Raw genomic sequence first — 21,516 nt, 5'->3', positions numbered from 1 at the left:
CAGCCCGTTTTGGCTAGATTTCGCCATCCAGATTGGCCAGCGCCAGCCCTGCCAAAGCGGCCTCAGCGTCATTGTCAGACGTGTCACCCGTGACCCCTACAGCCCCGATAACACTGCCTTTTTTGTCTTTGACCAGCACGCCACCGGGCACGGGGATCACGGCGCCATTATAGGCACCGTTCACAGCCGCCATGAAATAGGCTTGTTGCTCGGCCCGCGCCATCTGCGCCGTCCCCGCCATCCCCAACATCACCGCCCCATACGCCTTGCCGTGCGCAATCGCAAAACGGCCCGGTGCCGCGCCATCTTCACGCTCGAACGCTTTGACGTGACCGCCCGCATCCAGCACAATGACCGACAGGGGTTTGAGGTCCATCTCGCGGCCCTTTGCGAAGGTGCCCTTGATGATCTGACGTGCTTTTCTGATAGATATTTCAGCCATTTATCTCGCTTTCTTAAAGTGATGCTTTCAGTTCCAAACGACGGCGGTGCAACACAGGCTCGGTGTAACCCGACGGCTGGTCGCGCCCTTCAAACACCAGCTCGCAGGCCGCTTTAAACGCCACCCCGTCAAACGACGGCGCCATCGGTTTATAGGCCGCATCGCCCGCGTTCTGACGGTCCACAACCTCGGCCATTTTCTGCATCGCCCCAATGACCTGATCATGACTGACCACCTCGTGATGCAGCCAGTTTGCCAGGGCTTGCGAGCTGATCCGACAGGTCGCGCGGTCCTCCATCAGGCCTACGTCATTGATATCAGGGACTTTCGAGCACCCCACACCCTGATCAATCCAACGCACCACATATCCAAGGATACCTTGTGCGTTGTTTTCCACCTCGCGCATGATCTGATCTTCGCTCCACCGGCGATAGGTGGCCAACGGAATGTCCAAAACAGTTGAAACATAGGCCCTACGCCCTTGTTTTTTCAGCTTTTCCTGAACCGCAAAGACATCAATCTGGTGATAGTGCAGGGCATGAAGCGTGGCCGCTGTGGGGCTTGGCACCCATGCACAATTCGCACCCGATTTGGGGTGTTCGATCTTCTGTTCGATCATCGCCGCCATCATATCGGGCATGGCCCACATGCCTTTGCCGATCTGCGCTTTGCCGCTCAACCCGCATTCAAGCCCGATGTCCACGTTCTGGTTCTCATAGGCCCCGATCCACGCCTTGCGCTTGATAAAGTCTTTGCGGCTGAAAGGCCCCGCCTCCATGCTGGTGTGGATCTCGTCACCTGTGCGATCAAGAAAGCCCGTATTGATAAACGCCACCCGCGATTTCGCCGCGCGAATACATTCCTTGAGGTTCACCGTCGTGCGGCGTTCCTCATCCATAATCCCAATCTTTACAGTGTTTTGCGGCAGACCAAGCACCTTTTCGATATGATCGAAACTGGCCACGGCAAAGGCAACTTCTTCGGGGCCGTGCATCTTGGGTTTCACCACATAAACCGAACCATGGGCGCTGTTGCCCCCCTCGCGTTGCAGGTCATGCATGGCGATCAGCGTGGTGATCATGCCGTCCATCAACCCCTCGAACACCTCGTTGCCGTCACGGTCAAGGATCGCGGGGTTTGTCATCAGATGGCCGACATTGCGCACCCACAACAACGCGCGTCCTTTGAGCGTCTGCGCTGTGCCGTCGGGGGCCGTAAATCCAAGGTCGCCATTCAGCTTACGGGTCATTTCCGCGCCGTTTTTGACGAAAGTTTCGCTCAGTTCACCTTTCATTAACCCAAGCCAGTTAGAGTAGGCGAGAACCTTGTCTTCCGCATCCACACAGGCCACCGAATCTTCGCAGTCCATAATTGCTGATAGCGCGCTTTCCAGACGCACATCGGCCAACAAAGCCTGATCGCGGCTGCCAATGGGATGGGCGCGGTCGAAAATCAACTCTACGTGCAACCCGTTGTTGCGCAGGATAACCGCATCTGGCGCTTTGGGATTGCCGCGATATCCCACAAACTGCGCGGGGTTTTTCAGCGGCATATCGTCGATCAGCAATACGCCCTTGTCCACGTAGTAGCGGCGCACATCCGCGTGGCTGCTGCCTTCAATCGGGAAGGTCGCATCCAAAAAGACCCGCGCCCGCGCAACAACACGCGCACCGTGACCACGATCATAGCCGCCCTTGGGCGGCAGCGCGCCCATGGCATCGGTGCCGTAGAGCCCGTCATAAAGGCTGCCCCACCGCGCATTGGCTGCATTCAGGGCAAAGCGGGCATTGGTGATCGGTACCACAAGCTGCGGGCCTGCAACGCTTGCGATTTCGGGATCGACGTTGGCGGTATCAATCTCGAAATCACCACTCTCCGGCACCATGTAGCCAATCTCGGTCAGGAACCGTTCATAATCGTCACGGTCATGCGGCTGGTTGCGTTTGGCTTTGTGGTAGTCGTCAATCTGTGACTGAAGGGTGCTGCGTTTTTCCAAAAGCGCGCGATTCTTCGGGCCGAATTCATGCAGCAGCTCCGAGAACCCCTTCCAAAAGGCATCACCATCAAGTCCCGTGCCAACCAGCGCCTGTGTGTCGATGAAATCCGCCAGTTGGCTATCAACCTTCAGCCCGTGTTTGTCGATCCGTTGCGCCATCTCGGCCCCCTCATTGTATTCCATGGTATTCTAGGTTGGGTGGATGATTAGGAAAGAAGTTTCCGATAGGCAACAGCGCTGGTCAAAATTTTTGACCAATCACGTTTGAGGCTCTTTCGCTTTTTTCTTGGAAGCCGCCCTGCAGCGGTCGGAACAATAGCGCACCTCGTCCCAAACCTTGGCCCATTTCTTGCGCCATGTGAACGGCAGCCCGCATTGGGCGCAGTCTTTGCTTGGCAGATCGGATTTCTTGCGCATTTTCGGCATGTCAGAGATCAAACTTCAGTTGTTCAGCAGCAGGTTTCTTGATCGGATCGCGTTGAAATCCGCGGTCCTTTTTTCGGCTGGCGTGCTTTTTCACTACTTGTTGGGCTTCGTTCCAAAACGCATCACCCCTGCGCACGGCCCAAACGGCTTCGCGCGCGGCTTTGGCGGCGGCCTTCACATCGACAATCGGCGCAGGATAGCGCAAGCGCGCGGCCCCTTCCCACGCCCATGGTTCTTGCAAAAACCTGTCAGGGACATCCGCCAATTCGGGGCACCAGCGCCGCGTAAAAATGCCGTCTGGGTCCTGATCCTGGCCCTGTTTGACGGGGTTATAAATGCGGATTGTGTTCATCCCCGTGGTGCCCGATTGCATCTGCACCTGCGACCAGTGAATACCTGGTTCATAATCAGTGAACATCCGCGCCAGATGCGGTCCCGTATGCCGCCAATCGAGCCACAGGTGATAGGACGCCACGGCCATCACCATGCTGCGCATACGGAAATTCAGCCAGCCTGTTGCGTGCAAAAACCGCATGCAAGCATCGACGAATGGCAGACCCGTTTCGCCGTTTTCCCAAGCATGCAGGCGGTCCGCGTCAGGCATCTTGGGGCGCAGGTTTTCATAAGCGGTGTGCAGCGCACGGGTTTCGATGCGCGGCTCGTCCTCCAGCTTTTGGATAAAGTGATCGCGCCACGCAAGGCGGCTTTGAAAACTGCGCAGGCTGCCGATCCAGCTGCTGCGGGTGCCTTTCACCTCGGCTGCACGTGCTTGGCCGGCCTGCACGGCCTCGCGGATAGACAACGTACCAAAGGCGAAATGCGGGCTGAGGCGCGAACAAGCCCATTCCCCCGCCAGCGGCGATGACATGGCGCTGCGATAGCTGTGGCCCCGCTCTGTCAGAAATCCGCCAAGCAGCGACAGCGCCTCGGCCCGGCCACCGCGTTGACGGTGCGCACAATCATCCGTCAGCCCCAGATCACGCAGCATCGGCACACCACCAAGATCCAGATCATGCGGGCGCAGGTTGGGCGGCGCAATCTGCGGCTGGCGCATCACCGCGTCGCGGTGCCTGGCCCATCCATCGCGGTTGTCCAACCGCCGCACAACACCAGAGTTTGGCAGCTCAAGCCATTGAATACCCTTGCCTTTTGCCCATGCAGCCACCGCCCTGTCACGGGCGAATGTCCAACGGTTGCCCGTTTCTTCATGACTGATCAGTCGTGTCAGCCCGTGGGTGGCATGCAGCGCATCAAGTACATCAACCGCATCACCCACCCGCACAATCAGCGGCGCCCCAAGTTGGCCCAGATCATCGCGCAAGCCGTTCAACGCCTCAGCCAAAAATGCGTATTGCCGTGCGGATGTGTCAGGCAAGCGCCAGTATTCAGGCTCGATAATATAAAGCGGCACAGCACCTGCCCCTGCCGTTGCAAGGGCTGCGTTGTCTTCAACCCGAAGATCGCGTTTGAACCAGATCACTTCCATGCCAAAGCATATAAACCGTGCTGGACGCCCGCCAAGCACCGCCCTACCCTTTGGCCAACCAAATCGGAGTTCCCATGAAAGACGCAAGCGCCGCGACCGCCCCTGAAACCATCTATCTGGCGGACTACCAGCCCCCTGCATATCTGTTGGAGACGGTTCATCTGACATTCAAACTGTCGCCCTCTGCCACGCGGGTCATCAGCAAAATCGCGTTTCGGCCCAATCCAGAGGCCACAGACAAACGGTTTTTTCTGCATGGCGAAGGGCCTGATTTGAAATGGGCCAAGCTGGACGGCGCCCCCGTAACGCCAGTTGTGACCGACAAAGGCCTAACGCTTGAGGTGCCAGACGCGCCTTTTGTCTTTGAAGCCGAGGTCGAGATTGATCCCGCGGCCAACACCGCGCTGGAAGGGCTTTATCTGTCGAACGGCATGTTCTGCACACAATGCGAGGCCGAAGGCTTTCGCCGCATCACCTATTACCCCGACCGCCCCGATGTGATGGGCGTGTTCACCGTGCGCGTTGAAAGCGATCTGCCCGTGCTTTTGTCCAACGGCAACCCCGTGGCGCAAGGGGACGGTTGGGCGGAATGGCATGACCCCTGGCCCAAACCTGCGTATCTGTTTGCCTTGGTTGCGGGCGATCTGGTCGCGCATTCTGACAGCTTCACTACAATGGACGGCCGCGATGTGGCGCTCAATATCTATGTGCGCGCCGCCGACATCGACAAATGCGCCTTCGGGATGGAAGCGCTTAAGGCGTCAATGACGTGGGACGAGCAGGTTTACGGCCGCGCCTATGACTTGGATATTTTCAACATTGTGGCTGTCGATGACTTCAATATGGGCGCAATGGAAAACAAGGGCTTGAACATTTTCAACTCTTCGGCGGTTCTGGCCAGCCCTGAAACCGCGACCGATGCCAACTTTGAGCGGATCGAGGCCATTATCGCGCATGAGTATTTCCACAACTGGACCGGCAACCGCATCACCTGTCGCGATTGGTTCCAGCTGTGTCTGAAAGAAGGGCTTACGGTGTTTCGCGACCAACAATTCACCGCCGATATGCGCAGCGCGGCAGTGGCGCGGATCAATGATGTGCAGGCCCTGCGCGCGCGGCAGTTCCGCGAGGACGCGGGCCCCTTGGCGCACCCCGTTCGACCCGAAAGCTTTGTCGAGATCAACAATTTCTACACCGCAACCGTCTATGAAAAAGGCGCCGAGGTCATCCGTATGCTCAAGCTTATGGTGGGCGATGACGCCTATGCAAAGTCGCTTGATCTTTATTTCGCGCGCCACGACGGTCAGGCCTGCACCATCGAAGACTGGTTAACGGTATTTGAGGACAGCACGGGCCGCGATCTGGCGCAATTCAAGCTGTGGTATCAATCTGCTGGCACGCCGCATGTCACTGTGCACGACAGCTATGAAGATGGCAGCTACACCTTGCATTTTGACCAACAGACCCCCGCCACACCGGGCGAGGTGGACAAAGCCCCAAGGGTCATCCCCATCGCAGTGGCGCTGCTAGACAGACACGGCAAAACAATCGCGCCCGAACAGATATTCGAGCTGACAAAAACCCAAGACAGCCTGCGGTTTGAAGGCGTAGCCGCCAAGCCAATCCCATCGGTCCTGCGTGGCTTTTCCGCCCCTGTTGTCTTGGACCGCAGCGCGCTGGACGACACGCGCCTTGTGCAAATGGCCCACGACAGCGACCCGTTCAATGCGTGGGAGGCAGCGCGCGAGCTGGCGTTGGAGACCCTATCTGCGATGGCGTTGGACGGCACACCGCCCGCCACCGCCTACCTTGATGCGTGGCGTCAGATGATCCGCAACGAGGACACAGACCCTGCGTTCCGTGCACTGTGTGCGGGGGTGCCAAGCGTGATGGAGCTTGCCGGCCACATCAAAACCCAAGGCCAGACACCTGACCCATCGGCCATTGATGACGCCTGCGAGACATTTGCGCAAATGCTGGCCGAACACTGCCAGGACAGCCTGCCGCGCCTTTATGCCGACCACCAGGTATCAGCCGCCTATCAGCCCGATGCGACCCAAGCAGGCCACCGCGCATTGGCCAACCGCGTGCTTGGATTGATCACGCGGCTGGACAGCGGCGCGCAAGCCCAAGCACAGTTCGACGGGGCCACGAATATGACGCAGCAGCTTGCCGCACTGGGCGCCTTGGTCCGTGCGGGCAAAGGCGACGCGGCGCTGGATGCGTTTTACACACAATGGCAGCACGAACGTCTGGTGATTGATAAATGGTTCGGCCTGCAAGCCAGCCTGTCGCCTGCCGATACGGCCGCACAGGTGACCAGTGATCTGACGCAGCACGCTGATTTCACTGCAAAAAACCCCAACCGTTTCCGCGCGACCTTGGGATCGTTTGCCGCCAACACAGCCGCGTTCCATCACGCGTCAGGCAGCGGCTATGACCTTTTGGCAGACTGGCTGATCACGCTGGATGGCATCAACCCGCAGACAACCGCGCGGATGACCAGCGCCTTTGAGACTTGGCCGATGTGGGATGCAGACCGTCAAGCCAAGATGCAGGCCGCCCTTCGGCGCATATTGGCCAAAGACGGGCTGAGCCGCGATGTCACTGAAATGGTGACGCGGATATTGCCAGACCCGTAGGGCGCGGTTGCGGGCGGGTCGCCGACAGCGGCTTGCAATAGCTTTGACGTTTCAGCCAGCCCTGCATGTCGGCGCGTTTTGCGGGGCTGCGCATCGGTCCCCAATCGGCCGACACGCCACGCCATTTGCGGTCCTTGGCGTGGATCACGCCATCGCGCGGCACGGTGACGGCCATGATCCGCGCCGCACACGACAGATTGCTTGGCCCATGCTTTAGCGCCTCGCCCGTGCGGGCGCGGCAGCCGTATCCACGCGCAGTGGCAGGCAGGATTTGCAGCAAACCATACCATTTGCCCCCGCCCCCGACGGCTGCGGGCTTGTAGGTGCTTTCATGCTTTGACAGCGCCGACATAAACCCAACCCAAAAGGCCGCGCGTTGATCCGCATCCGCAGCCTCATAGGCGGGGCACCAATCGGCATAATCGCGCGGCACCATCGTGATCAGCGGTGCGCCATGCCCCTTGACCGCCTGCAGCGCCGCCATTGTCCACATGGGGCTGTCCGAACGATGCTCCCACCGCATCCTTGGCAGGGTGTCGGCGCGCGCGGCAGGGCGCAAAACGGTTGGGTCAGCTGCGACGGGCGTGTCTTGGGCAAAGGCAGGCCCTGACAGGCAGAGCAGAAGGAACAGGCAACGTATCATCATCGCAGCGTGACAAAGCGGGCCTTGGGTTGCAAGCGCCACTTGCCCCTCTTTCGTCGCAGGGCTAGAAGCGGGCAAACACTCGCGCAAAAGGACGCTGTTATGCTGGATCTGACCTATGACGCCCCCAAGCCCAAAGTCATTGCAGGCGCAAAACACGATTGGGAATTGGTGATCGGCCTTGAGGTGCACGCGCAGGTCGCCACCAAAGCCAAACTGTTTTCAGGCGCCAGCACGCAATTTGGGGCCGAACCCAATAGCAACGTGGCGTTTGTGGATGCCGGCATGCCCGGCATGCTGCCCGTGATCAATGAAGGCTGCGTCGCGCAGGCGGTCAAAACGGGGCTTGGCCTCAAAGCGCAGATCAACCTTTATTCCGCGTTTGACCGTAAAAACTATTTCTACCCTGACCTGCCCCAAGGCTATCAGATTTCGCAGCTATACCACCCCATCGTCGGCGAAGGCGAAGTACTGGTGGAAATGGGCCCGGGCCCCCATGACGGCACTGCCCGCGTGGTGCGTATCGAGCGGATCCACCTTGAACAGGACGCAGGCAAATCGATCCATGACATGGACCCGAATATGTCGTTTGTGGACCTGAACCGCACGGGCGTAGCGCTGATGGAAATCGTCAGCCGCCCCGACATTCGCGGCCCCGAAGAAGCCGCCGCATACGTCAGCAAACTGCGCCAAATCATGCGATATCTGGGCACCTGTGATGGCAACATGCAAAACGGCAACCTGCGCGCAGATGTCAACGTATCGATCTGCCGACCCGGGGCTTACGAAAAATATCAAGAAACCCAGGATTTCAGCCACCTCGGCACGCGTTGCGAGATCAAAAACATGAACTCGCTGCGCTTTATCCAAGCGGCGATCGAGTATGAAGCCCGCCGCCAGATTGCGATTGTCGAAGACGGTGGCGAGGTAGTGCAGGAAACCCGCCTGTATGATCCCGACAAAAACGAGACGCGGTCAATGCGATCGAAGGAAGAAGCGCATGATTACCGCTACTTCCCTGACCCCGATTTGTTGCCGTTGGAAATTGAACAGGCTTGGGTTGATGACATCGCAGCCTCCCTGCCCGAACTGCCCGACGAAAAGAAAGCGCGGTTTATCAAAGACTTCGGCCTGTCAGACTATGACGCATCCGTTCTGACGGCAGATACCGACAACGCCAGTTTCTTCGAGGCCGTGGCCGAGGGACGCGATGGCAAGCTGGCGGCAAACTGGGTGATCAACGAACTTTTTGGCCGTTTGAAAAAAGACGACCGCGAGATTACCGACAGCCCCGTAACGCCGGACCAATTGGGGGGCGTTATCGCGTTGATCTCCAAAGGGGATATCAGTGGCAAAATCGCCAAAGACCTGTTTGAGATCGTCTACACCGAAGGCGGTGATCCTGCTGTGATCGTTGAAGAACGCGGGATGAAACAGGTCACCGATATGGGGGCCATCGAAGCGGCGGTAGACGAGATTATCGCAGCCAACCCCGATCAAGTCGCCAAGGCCAAGGAGAATCCCAAGCTGGCGGGTTGGTTCGTGGGCCAAGTGATGAAAGCGACGGGTGGCAAGGCGAATCCCAAAGCTGTCAACGAACTGATTGCCAAAAAACTGGCGGGCTAACGTCTAAATCTTGCGGCCATGACAAACGGTGACACCACCTACAGGGAAACAATAAATTCTATTGTTTTCTTGGCCTTGCAGCCTGCTCTTGCTACATTCCCACGTGTTGTTGGGGGTGTCTGAATGACAAGTTTTGAATACAAGGTTGTGCCTGCGCCTACGCGCGGCAAACGCGCAAAGGGGGCCAAAGGGCCATCTGGGCGGTTTGCAAACGCGTTGGAAACCATCATGAACCAGATGGGGGCAGACGGTTGGGAATACCTGCGCACCGATACGCTGCCGTCGGAGGAACGCAGCGGGCTAACCAGCCGCGTTACGGTATTTCAAAACATGCTTGTGTTTCGCCGCTCCCGCGAAGAAGCGATGTCACAAGACGCGCCCGTCCCCCCCAAATTACTGGAACGGCCCAAGCACGGTGATGTCGATGACAAAGCCCCCGCGCCAGCGCCAATATCGCCCGCTGTGTCGGCCGATGCAGCACGCCAAGCCAGCCTAACCCAACTGCCCATTTGGAACGAAGACGACATGGCGCTGGACACACCGCAAATCAACAGTGTGTTGCGCTTGCGCGCCAAGCAGGTCAACGGCTCGGCTGACAACACGGACATCGCAGCCGAATAGCACCGCTATCTGATCTCGATGGCCAGCGCGTGGATTTCAGCCATCAAGTCTTTGCCGATGGCTGCATGAATGGCGCGGTGTTTGGCAATCCGTGTGCCCGTTAACGCCGCGCTTTCAATCACGAGACGAAAATGACTTTCGCCCCCCTCTTGAAATCCCGCATGTCCGCGGTGACTTTCGCTTTCGTCCACAATCTCCAGCACTGATGGTGCCAGCGCCTCTGTCAACCGCTCTTCCATACGTTTTTTTCGGGACATTTTAGCGTTCCCCCCTTTTGTCTTGCTCGTAAAACCTTATTCTCATGCCTTCGAGTCGGATACCGCAAAATGCGCGGAAACTGTGGAGGCTGACGAATGACGAAAAATGATCCCTTTGGTTTCGATATGTCGGTGTCATCGGCCAAAAAGAAAAACCCGCGTGGACGACGCGGAATGTCTGGCGCCTCCGAAACATCAACCCGTGTGTGCGACCGCCCCGGCTGCGAAGAGGCCGGCAAATACCGTGCCCCCAAAAGCCCTGATATTCTGGATGACTATTTCTGGTTTTGTCAGGAACACGTGCGCGAATACAACAACAAATGGAACTTTTTCGACGGCACATCCGAAGAGAGCTTTGCCGAGCAAATGGGCAAAGACCGCGTTTGGGAGCGTGAGACAAAACCATTTACCAACGACGAACAACGCGCATGGGCCCGTCTTGGCGTAGACGACCCGCATCAGGTTTTGGGCGCAAACGCCACGCAAAACAAAGGCAAATCAATCACGGGCGGCACCCGTAAACTGCCCCCGACCGAGCGCCGCGCCATCGAAATTCTTGAAGCCAAGGATCACTGGACCAAGGCTGAGGTGCGCAAATCCTACAAAGCCCTGATCAAGATTCTACATCCTGATATGAATGGTGGTGACCGCAGCGACGAAGACAAGCTGCAAGAGGTGGTCTGGGCGTGGGATCAGATCAAAGACAGCCGCAACTTCAAGTAACGCATCGAAATAGCGCCGCGCGCCCCTTTCCCTTTACAGGCGTTGGGATATGTTGCGGCTGAATACGAAAGATAAAGGGACAGACATGGCTGACGGCACTATGGACATCAACGCCAAACCAACCGAGGAGCTTTCGGTGCGCGAGGTTTTTGGCATCGACATTGATATGACCGTCAAAGGCTTTGCCGAAGGCAGCGATCGTGTCCCGGACCTCGATCCGACATACAAGTTCGATCACGATACGACTCTGGCTATCCTTGCGGGCTTTTCGCACAACCGCCGCGTGATGATCCAAGGTTATCACGGCACAGGTAAATCGACCCATATCGAACAGGTGGCCGCGCGCCTGAACTGGCCTGCCGTGCGCGTCAACCTTGATAGTCACATCAGCCGGATCGACCTGATTGGTAAAGATGCCATCAAATTGCGCGACGGCAAGCAAGTGACCGATTTCCAGGAGGGCATCCTGCCATGGGCCTTGCGGAACCCAACCGCGATTGTTTTTGATGAATACGATGCGGGCCGTGCCGATGTGATGTTCGTGATCCAGCGGGTTTTGGAAGTGGACGGCAAACTGACATTGCTGGACCAGAACCAAGTGATCAACCCGCACCCCTATTTCCGTATCTTTGCAACGGCGAATACGGTTGGTTTGGGTGATACCACGGGGCTGTATCACGGCACCCAACAGATCAACCAGGGCCAGATGGACCGCTGGTCGCTGGTCGCCACACTGAACTACCTGTCTGTGGATGCAGAGGCCGCAATCGTTCTGGCGAAAAACCCGCATTACAACACCGCCGAAGGCCGCAAGCAAATTCAGCAAATGGTTCAAGTGGCCGATCTGACGCGCACCGCCTTTATGAACGGTGATCTTTCAACCGTTATGTCGCCGCGCACGGTTATTGCATGGGCCCAAAACGCAGAGATTTTCCGCAACATCGGCTACGCGTTCCGCTTGTCGTTCCTCAACAAATGTGACGAACTTGAACGCCAAACCGTGGCCGAGTTTTACCAACGTTGCTTCGATGAGGAATTGCCCGAAAGTGCCGCCATGGCGAGCCTTGGATGACCTGGAAGTTTCTTCAAGAAGAAACTTCACGCGGAAAACTCTTCTTGAAGAGTTTTCGCGCCTTGGATGAGGTCTAGACCATGTCACAACAAAACGACAACCCTGCTGATCCGTTCAAAAAAGCCCTGGCCGAGGCAACGAAAGTCATGGCCAATGACGCAGAGTTGTCGGTGACCTATTCGGTGGACCCTCCGGGTGCGACGGCCGAGACCATCAGGTTGCCACAGGTCAGCCGCCGCATGACGCGTGAAGAAGTTTTGTTGGCACGCGGCACAGCCGACGCGCTGGCGCTGCGCCACAAGTTTCACGATGCGCCCACCCATGCGCGATACGCGCCTGACGGGCAGATGGCGCGCGACCTCTACGAAGCGATGGAAGTGGCCCGTGTTGAAGCCGTCGGTGCCGAATATATGCCCGGCACTGCCAGCAATATCGACGTGAAAATCGCCAATGAAGCCATGCGCAAAGGCTACGACCAGATCAAGGAACCAACAGAGGCACCGCTTGCCACGGCGGCGGGGTATCTGATCCGTCATCTGGCCACGGGTCGTGCCCTGCCAAAGGGTGCAGACAATGTGATGGAGCTTTGGCGCGGCTTTATCGAGGAACGCGCTGGCGGCACACTCGAAAACCTGACGGATATCCTCAACGATCAGCAGGCCTTTTCGAAATTTGCGCGGCAGGTGATCGATGATCTGGGCTACGGCGACCAGTTGGGCGATGACCCCGATGATATCTTTGACGAAGATGATGACGACAGCGATGGCGCTGCCGAGGAAGAACAAGAGCCAGATAGCACAGGCTCGGACGACAGCGATGATCAGGACGAGGCCGAAGCCACCCCGGAGCAGACGCAAGAAGACCAGCAAGATGCGTCGCAAGCCAGCGTGTCCATGGACGACATGGCCGACAGCGAAATGGGCGAAGAAGCCGAAATGCCCGAGGGCGAAAGCCCGCTTGAGCCGCCCGCGCCCCAACCCATCTCGGATGCCGATCCCAATTATGAAGTTTGGCAGACCGAGCATGATGAAGAAATTCGCGCCGAAGATCTGGCCGAGCCTGCAGAGCTAGAACGCTTGCGTGCGTATCTTGATCAACAGCTCGAACCACTCAAGGGGGCTGTGTCGCGCCTTGCAAACAAGTTGCAACGCCGCCTTCAGGCACAACAAAATCGCAGTTGGGAATTCGACCTTGAGGAAGGGATGCTGGACGCGGGCCGCCTTGCCCGCGTGATCGCCAACCCAACCACGCCGCTGTCGTTCAAAATCGAAAAAGATACCGAATTCCGCGACACATGCGTGACGCTTTTGCTGGACAATTCAGGTTCGATGCGCGGACGCCCGATCAGCATTGCCGCAATTTGCGCGGATGTTCTGGCCCGCACCCTTGAACGGTGCCAGGTGAAAACCGAGATCCTTGGCTTCACCACCCGCGCATGGAAAGGCGGGCTGTGCCGCGAAGAATGGTTGGCCCAAGGTCGTCCGCAACAGCCCGGGCGTCTGAACGATCTGCGCCACATCATCTATAAATCCGCTGACGCACCTTGGCGTCGGGCGCGCCCCAATTTGGGGCTGATGATGAAAGAAGGGTTGCTTAAAGAGAACATTGACGGCGAAGCGCTGGAATGGGCCCACCGCCGCATGGTCGGCCGCCCCGAAAGCCGCAAAATCCTGATGGTGATTTCGGATGGCGCGCCCGTTGATGACAGCACCTTGTCCGTGAACCCTGCAAATTATCTAGAAAAACACCTGCGCGATGTGATCGCCATGGTCGAAAAGCGCAAAGCGGTCGAGCTGATCGCCATTGGCATCGGCCACGATGTGACCCGCTATTACGACCGCGCGGTGACCATCACAGATGTCGAACAGCTTGCCGGGGCCATGACCGAACAACTGGCCAGCCTGTTTGACACCGATCCGCGGGCGCGGGCCAAATTGCTTGGTCTTAAAAAGGCAAGCTGATGTTTCAGAGCTTTGACGCGCCCACCAACCCGGCTGATGGTCCGCCGCGCCTTGACGCGCTCAGACAGGCGATGGCCAGCGCACAGGTTGAAGCGTTTCTTGTGCCACGTGCGGATGCCCATCAGGGCGAATATGTCGCCGATTGCGATGCGCGGTTGGCATGGCTCACCGGGTTCACGGGATCTGCGGGCCAATGCGTTGTTACGGCTGACAAGGCTGCTCTTTTTGTGGATGGTCGCTATCCTTTACAGGCGCGGGCGCAAACGGCTGAAGTCTTTGATGTGGTGTTGTGGTCGGATCAGACAGAGGCCGCATGGCTGGCAGGGGCTTTGCCAAAAGGGGCCAGGGTTGCCTATGATCCTTGGCTGCACACCGCCAACCAGATAGAAACACTTGCGAAAAAACTAAGCGCAGGCGGCATTGAATTGCGCCCTACCCCTAATTTGATTGATCAGGTCTGGACAGACCGTCCCGCACGCCCCGAAGGAAAGGTCATCGCTTATCCAAAGGCGCTTGCGGGCAAGGGTGATATATCCAAACGGCGCGAGATTGCAGAAAACCTGAGAGACGCAGGACACGCCGCATGCGTGCTGACATTGCCAGATAGCATCTGCTGGCTTTTGAACATCCGCGGTGCGGATATCCCGCGCAATCCAATTGTGCAGGCTTTTGCGATTGTCCACGCCAAGGACGGGCGTGTCGATCTTATCTCAACGCCTTCGAAATTCGCTGATTTGGGACCGGATCCAGACATCACCATGCACCACTGGGATGACCTTGAAGAGGTAATCAAAGGGTTAAGCGGTGCCGTGCGGATCGACAAAAACAGTGCGCCGATTGCATTGAAATCGCTTCTTCAGCAGCCCGTGTTTGGCGATGATCCATGTATTTTGCCAAAAGCATGCAAGACAGACGCAGAAATCACAGCCACACGCGCAGCCCATATGCGCGACGCCGCCGCAATGGTCGAATTTCTGGCGTGGTTGGACGCGGCCGATACGGCCAGCCTGACCGAGATTGATGTGGTCAAGGCGCTGGAGGGCTTTCGCCAGGATACAGGGGCCTTGCGCGACATCAGCTTTGATACGATCTGCGGGTCAGGTCCGAACGGCGCGATTGTCCATTACCGCGTGACCGAGCAGACAAACCGCTCATTGGACCGCGACTCGCTATTGCTTGTAGACAGCGGTGGGCAATATTTGGACGGCACCACAGATATAACGCGCACTGTTGCGCTTGGCACTCCCAATGATGACATGAAACGGTGCTTTACGGCGGTGCTGCGCGGGATGATCGCGATCAGCCAAGCGAAGTTCCCCAAAGGATGCGCAGGCCGTGATCTGGATGCCTTGGCCCGTCAACATCTGTGGGCGCAAGGGCTGGATTACGGGCATGGCACAGGCCACGGCGTCGGGGTTTATCTGTGCGTGCACGAAGGCCCGCAACGGATCAGCCGTATGTCCGAACAGCCCCTTAAACCGGGAATGATCCTGTCGAACGAGCCTGGGTATTACCGCGAGGGTGCGTTTGGCATCCGCATCGAAAACCTGATTGTCGTGCGTGAGGCGCGCGACACACAGACACCGATGTATGATTTTGAAACGCTGACTTGGGTGCCGATTGATCCGCGCCTGATTGATGTCGATGCGCTGTCTGCAGACGAACGCGCGTGGATCAATAGCTATCACGCTGAAATTGCTGCAAAACTGGACGGTGCGCTAAGCCCCGGTGCAGCGGCGTGGCTGGCGCGGACTGTCACGCCGCTTTGACATCTGCCCGTCATAGGGTATCTGACACATAACAATAAAAGGACGTTGCCGATGAACAGCCGTATTACCATCCGTAAAACTGAAGGCACGTGGGTTGTGCGCGTCGCAGGGGCCGTCATCGGCGAAAGCCATGCGGCACTGGAACTGAGCGAAAATGGCTATCCGCCCGCGATCTATTTCCCGCGGACCGACTTGGCGATGGCGTTTCTGGAACAGACCGACACCACAACAACCTGCCCTTACAAAGGCGTCGCCACGTATTTCACGATCGAAACGAAATCAGGCCCGATCAAGGATGCGTGCTGGTCCTATGAAGCTCCGATTGCAGATGTCGATCGCATCAAGGATCACATCGCCTTTTACACCGATAAAGTGACTGTTGAATCCGTCTAGCTGTGTTCTTCGGCGGCAGTTGCTGCCAAGGCGCGATTGTAGGCTTTCAAGGCATCGACCTGGAACAAAGCCCCCCAAAGCTCGGGGGGCTCGCCTTCACCTGACAGGGTGACAACGGGAATATACGCCACATTCGCGCTTTCAAACATGGGCATCGCACCTTCCAAGGTGGCGTTGCCATCCACATACACACCCTGTTCGATCAAATCCCAACACACCTCGGTGCTGGCAGCATTTTTGTCGCTGACAGGCCGCATCACGGTGGCCACACGCACCATCGACAAAAGATAGGCCTGCGGCCCTGCCGCCAAGTGGATATTGCGCCGCTCCAGTTGGGTCAGGAAAAAACTACGGTCCACCAAGCGGCTGGACAGCGCCGTGGACAGCGACACCGCAACCATCACCGCCAAACCTGTCTGCCAGTCGCCTGTCAGCTCAAATACAATCAGGGTTGTGGAAATGGGCGCCCCCAAAACAGCCGCGGCCACAGCCCCCATCCCCGCCAATGCGTAAAGCGTCGCCGAGCCTGATACAGCCGGAAGCAACGCAGTCGCAATCAACCCAAAGGTCAGCCCCGTCAACGCGCCCACCATCAGCGAGGGCGAAAAAACACCGCCCCCCATTCGGCCAGCCATTGTGATCGCCACGGCCAGAACCTTGAGTGCAGCAAAAACAAAAGCCTCATGCAACATCAGCTCGCCCGTCAGCGCAAGCGAGGTCGTCTCGTAACCCACCCCGATGATATGGGGATAGAAAATCGCCAAACCGCCCAGAAGTGCGCCAGCGAACATCGGACGCAAATAACGCGGAATTTTGTAACGCGCCTGAACATAGCTGCCCAAATCATCGGCCCAAAAAATTGAACGCATCAGAACGACAGCCACCAGACCGCTGACCAGACCAAGGATCAAAAACGCGGGAAGTTCCTGATAAAAGTTCAACGCGGTCGATGATATAAGCGAAAATTCGGTCACGTCCCCAAACTCAAGCCTGTTGATCACCGTCCCTGCCGCAGAGGCGATCACGATAGGCGCAAAGGCATGAACGGCGAAGTGACGCAAAATCACCTCAAGCGCGAAAAGCGCGCCGGCGATTGGCGCGTTAAAACTGGCAGAAACGGCTGCAGCCACAGCACATCCCAAAAGGTCGCGCCCCGTGATACCATCGGCCTTCATCACATTACTGACCCAACTGGAAATTACGGCCGCAAGGTGCACCACAGGCCCTTCCCGCCCCGAAGAGCCACCCGTGGACAAGGTAATGAGCGAGGCCGCAGCAGAGGCAAGGCCCGCACGTTTTTCGACCCTGCCATCCTGCATCGCCGCCCCTTGGATCACATCCGCAACCGACCGCACCCGCGCGTCAGGGGTGAACCAATGCAGGATCAAACCAACAACCAACCCACCCGCCACAGGCAGCATTAAAAGCCAATACCACGGCAGGTTTTCGGCGTGGCTATGGATATGGGTGATGTCATCTGCGCCGTAGACATAGCTTTGCAGCGCAATAATCCCCTTGCGGAAAAACAAGGCCGCAAACCCCGCCGCAATGCCCACAGCCAATGCGATAAACCAAAACTGGATTTGGCTTGGCCCGCGATGACGGATGACCTTTAGCCCTTCTTTACACGCGCTTACAACCTCAAGCGCCTGCCCTTTGAGCCAGGAGGAGCGAGGGCCTTCAGGCTCCATCAGCTTGCCAAAAGCGCGCGTGCTGCACCGCGTGCCTCATCCGTAATACGGTCCCCCGACAGCATCCGCGCCAACTCGTCAATCCGCGCGCCTGCATCAAGCGGCACCACGGTCGATGTCGTCATCTCGCCTGCATCTGTGGGCACCACCCGTTTTTCGACACGCCAGTGGTGCGCGCCAAGGGCCGCAACTTGCGGGCTGTGGGTTACGACCAATACCTGCCCTTTGCTGGCAACTTCGGCCAAACGGCGGCCCACGGCATCGGCCGTCGCCCCGCCCACGCCGCGGTCAATCTCGTCAAAGATCATCGTCATGCCCTGCGTTTCCCGCGTCAGACACACCTTGAGTGCCAAGAGAAAGCGGCTCAACTCCCCGCCCGAGGCGATTTTGTTAAGCGGTCCTGACGGTGCGCCGGGGTTGGTCGCCACACGGAACGCCACATCATCCACGCCACCGGGGCCTGCATCCGCGCGCGTCACATCGGTGGTAAAGATCGCACGTTCCATTTTGAGTGGCGCAAGTTCTGCCGCCATCGCCGCGTCCAGCTTTTGTGCAGCGGCGGTGCGTTTCGCGCTCACCTTGACGGCCGCGGCATCATAGGCCGCGCGGGTCTTTGCCACATCCGCCTCAAGGGCTGCGATGTTGGCGGTTGATCCATCCAAGGCTTCGATCTTTTGCTGCATTGCGCTGGCAAAAGCCCCCAGATCATCTGGTAAAACATTGTGTTTGCGCGCCAACCCCCGCAACGCGAACAGGCGTTCTTCCACGTCTTCCAGCTCTGCGGGGTTGAAGGCCAAAGCATCCAGACAGCCTTCGATGCCGGCCTGCGCCTCGGCCAATTCGCTAAGGGCACGACCCAAAGAGCCGATGGCGCTGTCCAGCTGTCCTTCGGCCTGCGGGGCCGCGTCATCCAGCCAGCGCATGGCATCATCCATCGCACCTTCCGCACCATCACGGCTAAGCGCTTGGAACGCCTTACCCACATCTTCGCGGATCTTTTCAGCGCCCTGCATCAAACGGCGCTTGGCGTCCAGTTCCGCCTCTTCGCCCGCTTGTGGGGCCAATGCGGACAGTTCTGCATGGGCGTGGCGCAGAAACTCTTCTTCCTCTTTTACCGCGGCCAATGCAGCATGTTCGGCAGCCAGTGCCTTTTGCGCAGCACGTGCCGCACGCCAAAGCTGCGCAAGCTGGTCCAGATCACGGTCCAGCCCTGCAAATTCGTCCAGCAAAGCACGGTGGCCCTTGGGGTTCAGCAAACCGCGATCATCGTGCTGGCCATGCAATTCAACCAGCGTTTCCGACACGGCGCGCAACACCTCACCGCTGGCACGTTTGTCATTGATCCACGCCGTTTTGCGCCCGTCACGTGTGTTCACACGGCGCAAAATAAGCTCGGCGTCGCTGGTGTCCCAACCCGCTTCGGCCAAGACCGCAAAGGCAGGATGGTCAGATGACAGATCAAACCACGCTGTCACCTCGCCCTGATCCGCGCCTTGGCGCACCAATTCGGCACGCCCCCGCCACCCAAGAACAAAGCCCAGACTATCAAGAAGGATGGATTTACCTGCGCCCGTTTCGCCCGTCAGCACATTAAGACCCGGCGCGAAATCCAGTTCGAGCCTGTCGATGATCAGCATGTCGCGTATGTCGAGCCCGCGCAGCATAACCTATTACAACCACTTGCCTTGAAGCACCTGACGGTAAATCGCGCTCAACCAATTATCGCCCGCAGGTTCCAGCGTCAGCCCCTGCCCCGTAAGCAACGCAAAGCTGTCCTGATACCATTCGGTCGATTGGAAATTATAGCCCAAGATCGCGCCCGCGCTTTGGGCCTCGTTCGTCACACCAAGCGATAAGTAGGCTTCGACCAAACGGTGCAAGGCTTCTGCGGTGTGGGACGTGGTCTGAAAATCTTCGACAACCACACGGAAGCGGTTGATCGCCGCCGCGTAATGCCCGCGTTTGAGATAGTAGCGTCCAATCTCCATTTCCTTGGCCGCCAGATGGTCGAAGGCCAAGTCGAATTTGAGGATTGAGGACCGCGCATATTCACTGTCGGGATACCGTTCGATCACAGTACGCAAGGCTTGCAACGCTTGAAATGTCAGCCCTTGGTCGCGGCCCACTTCATCAATCTGGTCATAGTAGCTTAGCGCCAGCAGATATTGCGCATAGGCCGCATCTTCATCGGCGGGGTAGAAATCAATAAACCGCTGCGCCGTGGTGCGCGAATTGTCGTAATCGGTGTCTTTGTGATAGGCAAAAGCCTGCATAATCAGCGCGCGTTTGGCCCAATCCGAGTAGGGATACAAACGCTCTACCTCGCCAAAGAAACGGGCCGCTTCATCGGGCTGGTTTTGCGCCAGTTCAAATTCGGCGCGTTTGTAAATTTCCTCGGCCGTGTAACTTTCCAAAGGCGGAGGCGCCTGAAACGCACCAGGGCCGCAGGCAGTCAAAGTCGCAACACAAGCCACAACCGCAACCGAGCGGGTCAACCTGCCAAAGTTCCATTGCGATGTCATTGCCTGCCGTCCTTTTTGGCCCCGAGCGTTAACAAGGTGTTACCCTCACCCATCCGAATTATCCAGCACAATAGAAGGCGGTGCAACCGCTGGTCTTGAGGAAATGAAAGGAATGTGAACCGCTGTGTTAGCAGGCTTGTGGCAAGTCTTCGTAATGAACGCCGACACCGGGCAGTCCAGACGCCATTTGCGGCGAACAGGTCACCACTTCAAAGGCATCAGGATCGGCAAAAACAGCCCGCAACAACAGGTTCGTCATAGCGTGGCCCGATTTGAAACCTTCGTAACGACCAAGGATGGGATGACCCGCCAAGGCCAGATCACCAAGCGCATCCAGCATCTTGTGGCGAACAGGTTCGTCTGCATGGCGCAGACCACCCGGGCTCAGCACCTTGCCATCGTCGAACACAACCGCGTTTTTGCCCGGGTTGCCACCAAGTGCCAGACCATTGGCCTGCATGGCCTCAACGTCAGATTGCAGGCAGAAGGTGCGGCTGTCACACAGCTCGCGCACAAACACACCGTTGCGCATATCCAGACGTTTCGTCTGACGACCAATCGCGGCATCCGCAAAATCAATGGTGAAATCAATCTCCAACGCGTCAGCTGGCACCATCCGCGCAACAGCATCGCCCTTGCGCACCTCGACAGGCTTCAGGATCCGAATGGCCTGAATGGGCGAGGCCAATCGTTGCAGACCTTTTTTGACAAAGCCACGTGCGAAAACCGCAGAGCTGCCATCAAGGATCGGCACTTCTGGCCCGTCAATTTCAATCAAAGCATTATGGATACCACAGCCAACCAGCGCCGCCATCAAATGCTCAATGGTCGAAACGCTGACGTCATGGTCATTTACGATTTTTGTGCACAGCGGAGAAATCTCAACCACGTCCCACCGTGCGGGCACCATGTTGATCGTTTCATCTTCGATATCCGTGCGACGAAACCAGATGCCATAATTCGCAGACACAGGGTGCACAGTTGCGCGCACGGGACGCCCTGAATGCAGGCCCAAGCCAGTGAAAGTAACAGATGATCGAAGCGTCGTTTGCACGGAATACTGCCTTTGGTTTGTCGTTGATTGGTAGTTAGGCAGGCTATCCTCAACACTCAATTAACAGTTTGTAACCATTTGTAACATGACGCGTAATGGCACGCACAATTCCGCCGACACCCCGCTTAACCCTTGATATCAAACGAAAAAAGGCCGCCCAAAGGCGACCTTTTCTTTGCATCTTGTGATGCG

Annotated in this window: 18 protein-coding genes; 8 read left to right on the top strand and 10 right to left on the bottom strand. The window is 57.7% G+C overall.

What is annotated here, in order from left to right; all coding sequences use genetic code 11:
* Window positions 1-13: 13 nt before the first annotated feature.
* The 4 genes from L1065_RS10950 to L1065_RS10935 all read right to left on the bottom strand — a co-directional run bounded on the left by L1065_RS10950 (window position 14) and on the right by L1065_RS10935 (window position 4,350).
* Complete coding sequence (locus tag L1065_RS10950; protein WP_237095510.1) at window positions 14-442, bottom strand: heme-binding protein; 429 nt, start codon at window positions 440-442, stop codon at window positions 14-16.
* 13 nt (window positions 443-455) lie between these two features.
* The gene (locus L1065_RS10945) at window positions 456-2,597 is read right to left on the bottom strand and encodes a malate synthase G (RefSeq protein WP_237095705.1); all 2,142 of its coding nucleotides are present in this window, start codon (window positions 2,595-2,597) and stop codon (window positions 456-458) included.
* A gap of 99 nt (window positions 2,598-2,696) precedes the next feature.
* Window positions 2,697-2,864: a DUF2256 domain-containing protein gene (locus L1065_RS10940; RefSeq protein WP_237095509.1), complete on the bottom strand. Its 168-nt coding sequence runs from the start codon at window positions 2,862-2,864 to the stop codon at window positions 2,697-2,699.
* A 1-nt stretch (window position 2,865) separates the two neighbouring features.
* Window positions 2,866-4,350 carry an FAD-binding domain-containing protein gene (locus tag L1065_RS10935; protein ID WP_237095508.1) on the bottom strand — a complete coding sequence of 495 codons (1,485 nt, stop codon included), beginning with the start codon at window positions 4,348-4,350 and terminating at the stop codon, window positions 2,866-2,868.
* A 74-nt stretch (window positions 4,351-4,424) separates the two neighbouring features.
* Here L1065_RS10935 and pepN point away from each other — a divergent pair, with 74 nt between their 5' ends.
* Window positions 4,425-6,992, top strand: coding sequence for an aminopeptidase N (gene pepN, locus L1065_RS10930; protein WP_237095507.1), 2,568 nt, complete (start codon window positions 4,425-4,427; stop codon window positions 6,990-6,992).
* On the opposite strand, the gene L1065_RS10925 is transcribed toward pepN, so the two are convergent.
* On the bottom strand, window positions 6,955-7,635 hold the full coding sequence (locus tag L1065_RS10925; RefSeq protein ID WP_239030035.1) for a transglycosylase SLT domain-containing protein: 681 nt from the start codon (window positions 7,633-7,635) through the stop codon (window positions 6,955-6,957). The two genes, pepN and L1065_RS10925, sit on opposite strands and share 38 nt — an antisense overlap.
* Before the next feature lie 102 nt (window positions 7,636-7,737).
* Between L1065_RS10925 and gatB the strand changes: the two genes are divergently transcribed.
* The gene (gene gatB / locus L1065_RS10920) at window positions 7,738-9,261 is read left to right on the top strand and encodes an Asp-tRNA(Asn)/Glu-tRNA(Gln) amidotransferase subunit GatB (protein ID WP_237095506.1); all 1,524 of its coding nucleotides are present in this window, start codon (window positions 7,738-7,740) and stop codon (window positions 9,259-9,261) included.
* Between the two features lie 123 nt (window positions 9,262-9,384).
* The gene (locus L1065_RS10915) at window positions 9,385-9,882 is read left to right on the top strand and encodes a DUF4177 domain-containing protein (RefSeq protein WP_237095505.1); all 498 of its coding nucleotides are present in this window, start codon (window positions 9,385-9,387) and stop codon (window positions 9,880-9,882) included.
* Window positions 9,883-9,887: 5 nt separating this feature from the next.
* Here the strand turns inward: L1065_RS10915 and L1065_RS10910 are convergent, their stop codons facing one another.
* On the bottom strand, window positions 9,888-10,139 hold the full coding sequence (locus tag L1065_RS10910; RefSeq protein WP_237095504.1) for a BolA family transcriptional regulator: 252 nt from the start codon (window positions 10,137-10,139) through the stop codon (window positions 9,888-9,890).
* Between the two features lie 96 nt (window positions 10,140-10,235).
* Between L1065_RS10910 and L1065_RS10905 the strand changes: the two genes are divergently transcribed.
* The 5 genes from L1065_RS10905 (at window position 10,236) to L1065_RS10885 (ending at window position 16,057) form a co-directional block, all read left to right on the top strand.
* Window positions 10,236-10,862, top strand: coding sequence for a DnaJ domain-containing protein (locus L1065_RS10905; protein WP_237095503.1), 627 nt, complete (start codon window positions 10,236-10,238; stop codon window positions 10,860-10,862).
* Window positions 10,863-10,947: 85 nt separating this feature from the next.
* The gene (gene cobS, locus L1065_RS10900; RefSeq protein ID WP_237095502.1) at window positions 10,948-11,934 is read left to right on the top strand and encodes a cobaltochelatase subunit CobS; all 987 of its coding nucleotides are present in this window, start codon (window positions 10,948-10,950) and stop codon (window positions 11,932-11,934) included.
* A gap of 80 nt (window positions 11,935-12,014) precedes the next feature.
* Window positions 12,015-13,895, top strand: coding sequence for a cobaltochelatase subunit CobT (cobT, locus tag L1065_RS10895; RefSeq protein ID WP_237095501.1), 1,881 nt, complete (start codon window positions 12,015-12,017; stop codon window positions 13,893-13,895).
* On the top strand, window positions 13,895-15,664 hold the full coding sequence (locus L1065_RS10890) for an aminopeptidase P family protein (RefSeq protein ID WP_237095500.1): 1,770 nt from the start codon (window positions 13,895-13,897) through the stop codon (window positions 15,662-15,664). The genes cobT and L1065_RS10890 overlap by 1 nt, the downstream gene beginning before the upstream one ends.
* 51 nt (window positions 15,665-15,715) lie before the next feature.
* The gene (locus L1065_RS10885; protein ID WP_237095499.1) at window positions 15,716-16,057 is read left to right on the top strand and encodes a DUF427 domain-containing protein; all 342 of its coding nucleotides are present in this window, start codon (window positions 15,716-15,718) and stop codon (window positions 16,055-16,057) included.
* Here the strand turns inward: L1065_RS10885 and L1065_RS10880 are convergent.
* The 4 genes from L1065_RS10880 to lpxC form a co-directional block, all read right to left on the bottom strand.
* Window positions 16,054-17,748: a chloride channel protein gene (locus tag L1065_RS10880; protein WP_237095498.1), complete on the bottom strand. Its 1,695-nt coding sequence runs from the start codon at window positions 17,746-17,748 to the stop codon at window positions 16,054-16,056. The two genes, L1065_RS10885 and L1065_RS10880, sit on opposite strands and share 4 nt — an antisense overlap.
* Entirely contained in the window at window positions 17,748-19,412 is a 1,665-nt protein-coding gene (recN, locus tag L1065_RS10875; RefSeq protein WP_237095497.1) for a DNA repair protein RecN, read from the bottom strand. The genes L1065_RS10880 and recN overlap by 1 nt, the downstream gene beginning before the upstream one ends.
* 6 nt (window positions 19,413-19,418) lie before the next feature.
* On the bottom strand, window positions 19,419-20,270 hold the full coding sequence (locus tag L1065_RS10870) for an outer membrane protein assembly factor BamD (RefSeq protein ID WP_237095496.1): 852 nt from the start codon (window positions 20,268-20,270) through the stop codon (window positions 19,419-19,421).
* Between the two features lie 127 nt (window positions 20,271-20,397).
* The gene (gene lpxC / locus L1065_RS10865; RefSeq protein ID WP_237095495.1) at window positions 20,398-21,324 is read right to left on the bottom strand and encodes a UDP-3-O-acyl-N-acetylglucosamine deacetylase; all 927 of its coding nucleotides are present in this window, start codon (window positions 21,322-21,324) and stop codon (window positions 20,398-20,400) included.
* Window positions 21,325-21,516: the final 192 nt, after the last annotated feature.

This window comes from Nereida sp. MMG025, assembly GCF_021654165.1.
Classification (GTDB): domain Bacteria; phylum Pseudomonadota; class Alphaproteobacteria; order Rhodobacterales; family Rhodobacteraceae; genus Nereida.
This window is presented reverse-complemented; position numbering and strand designations above follow the sequence as displayed.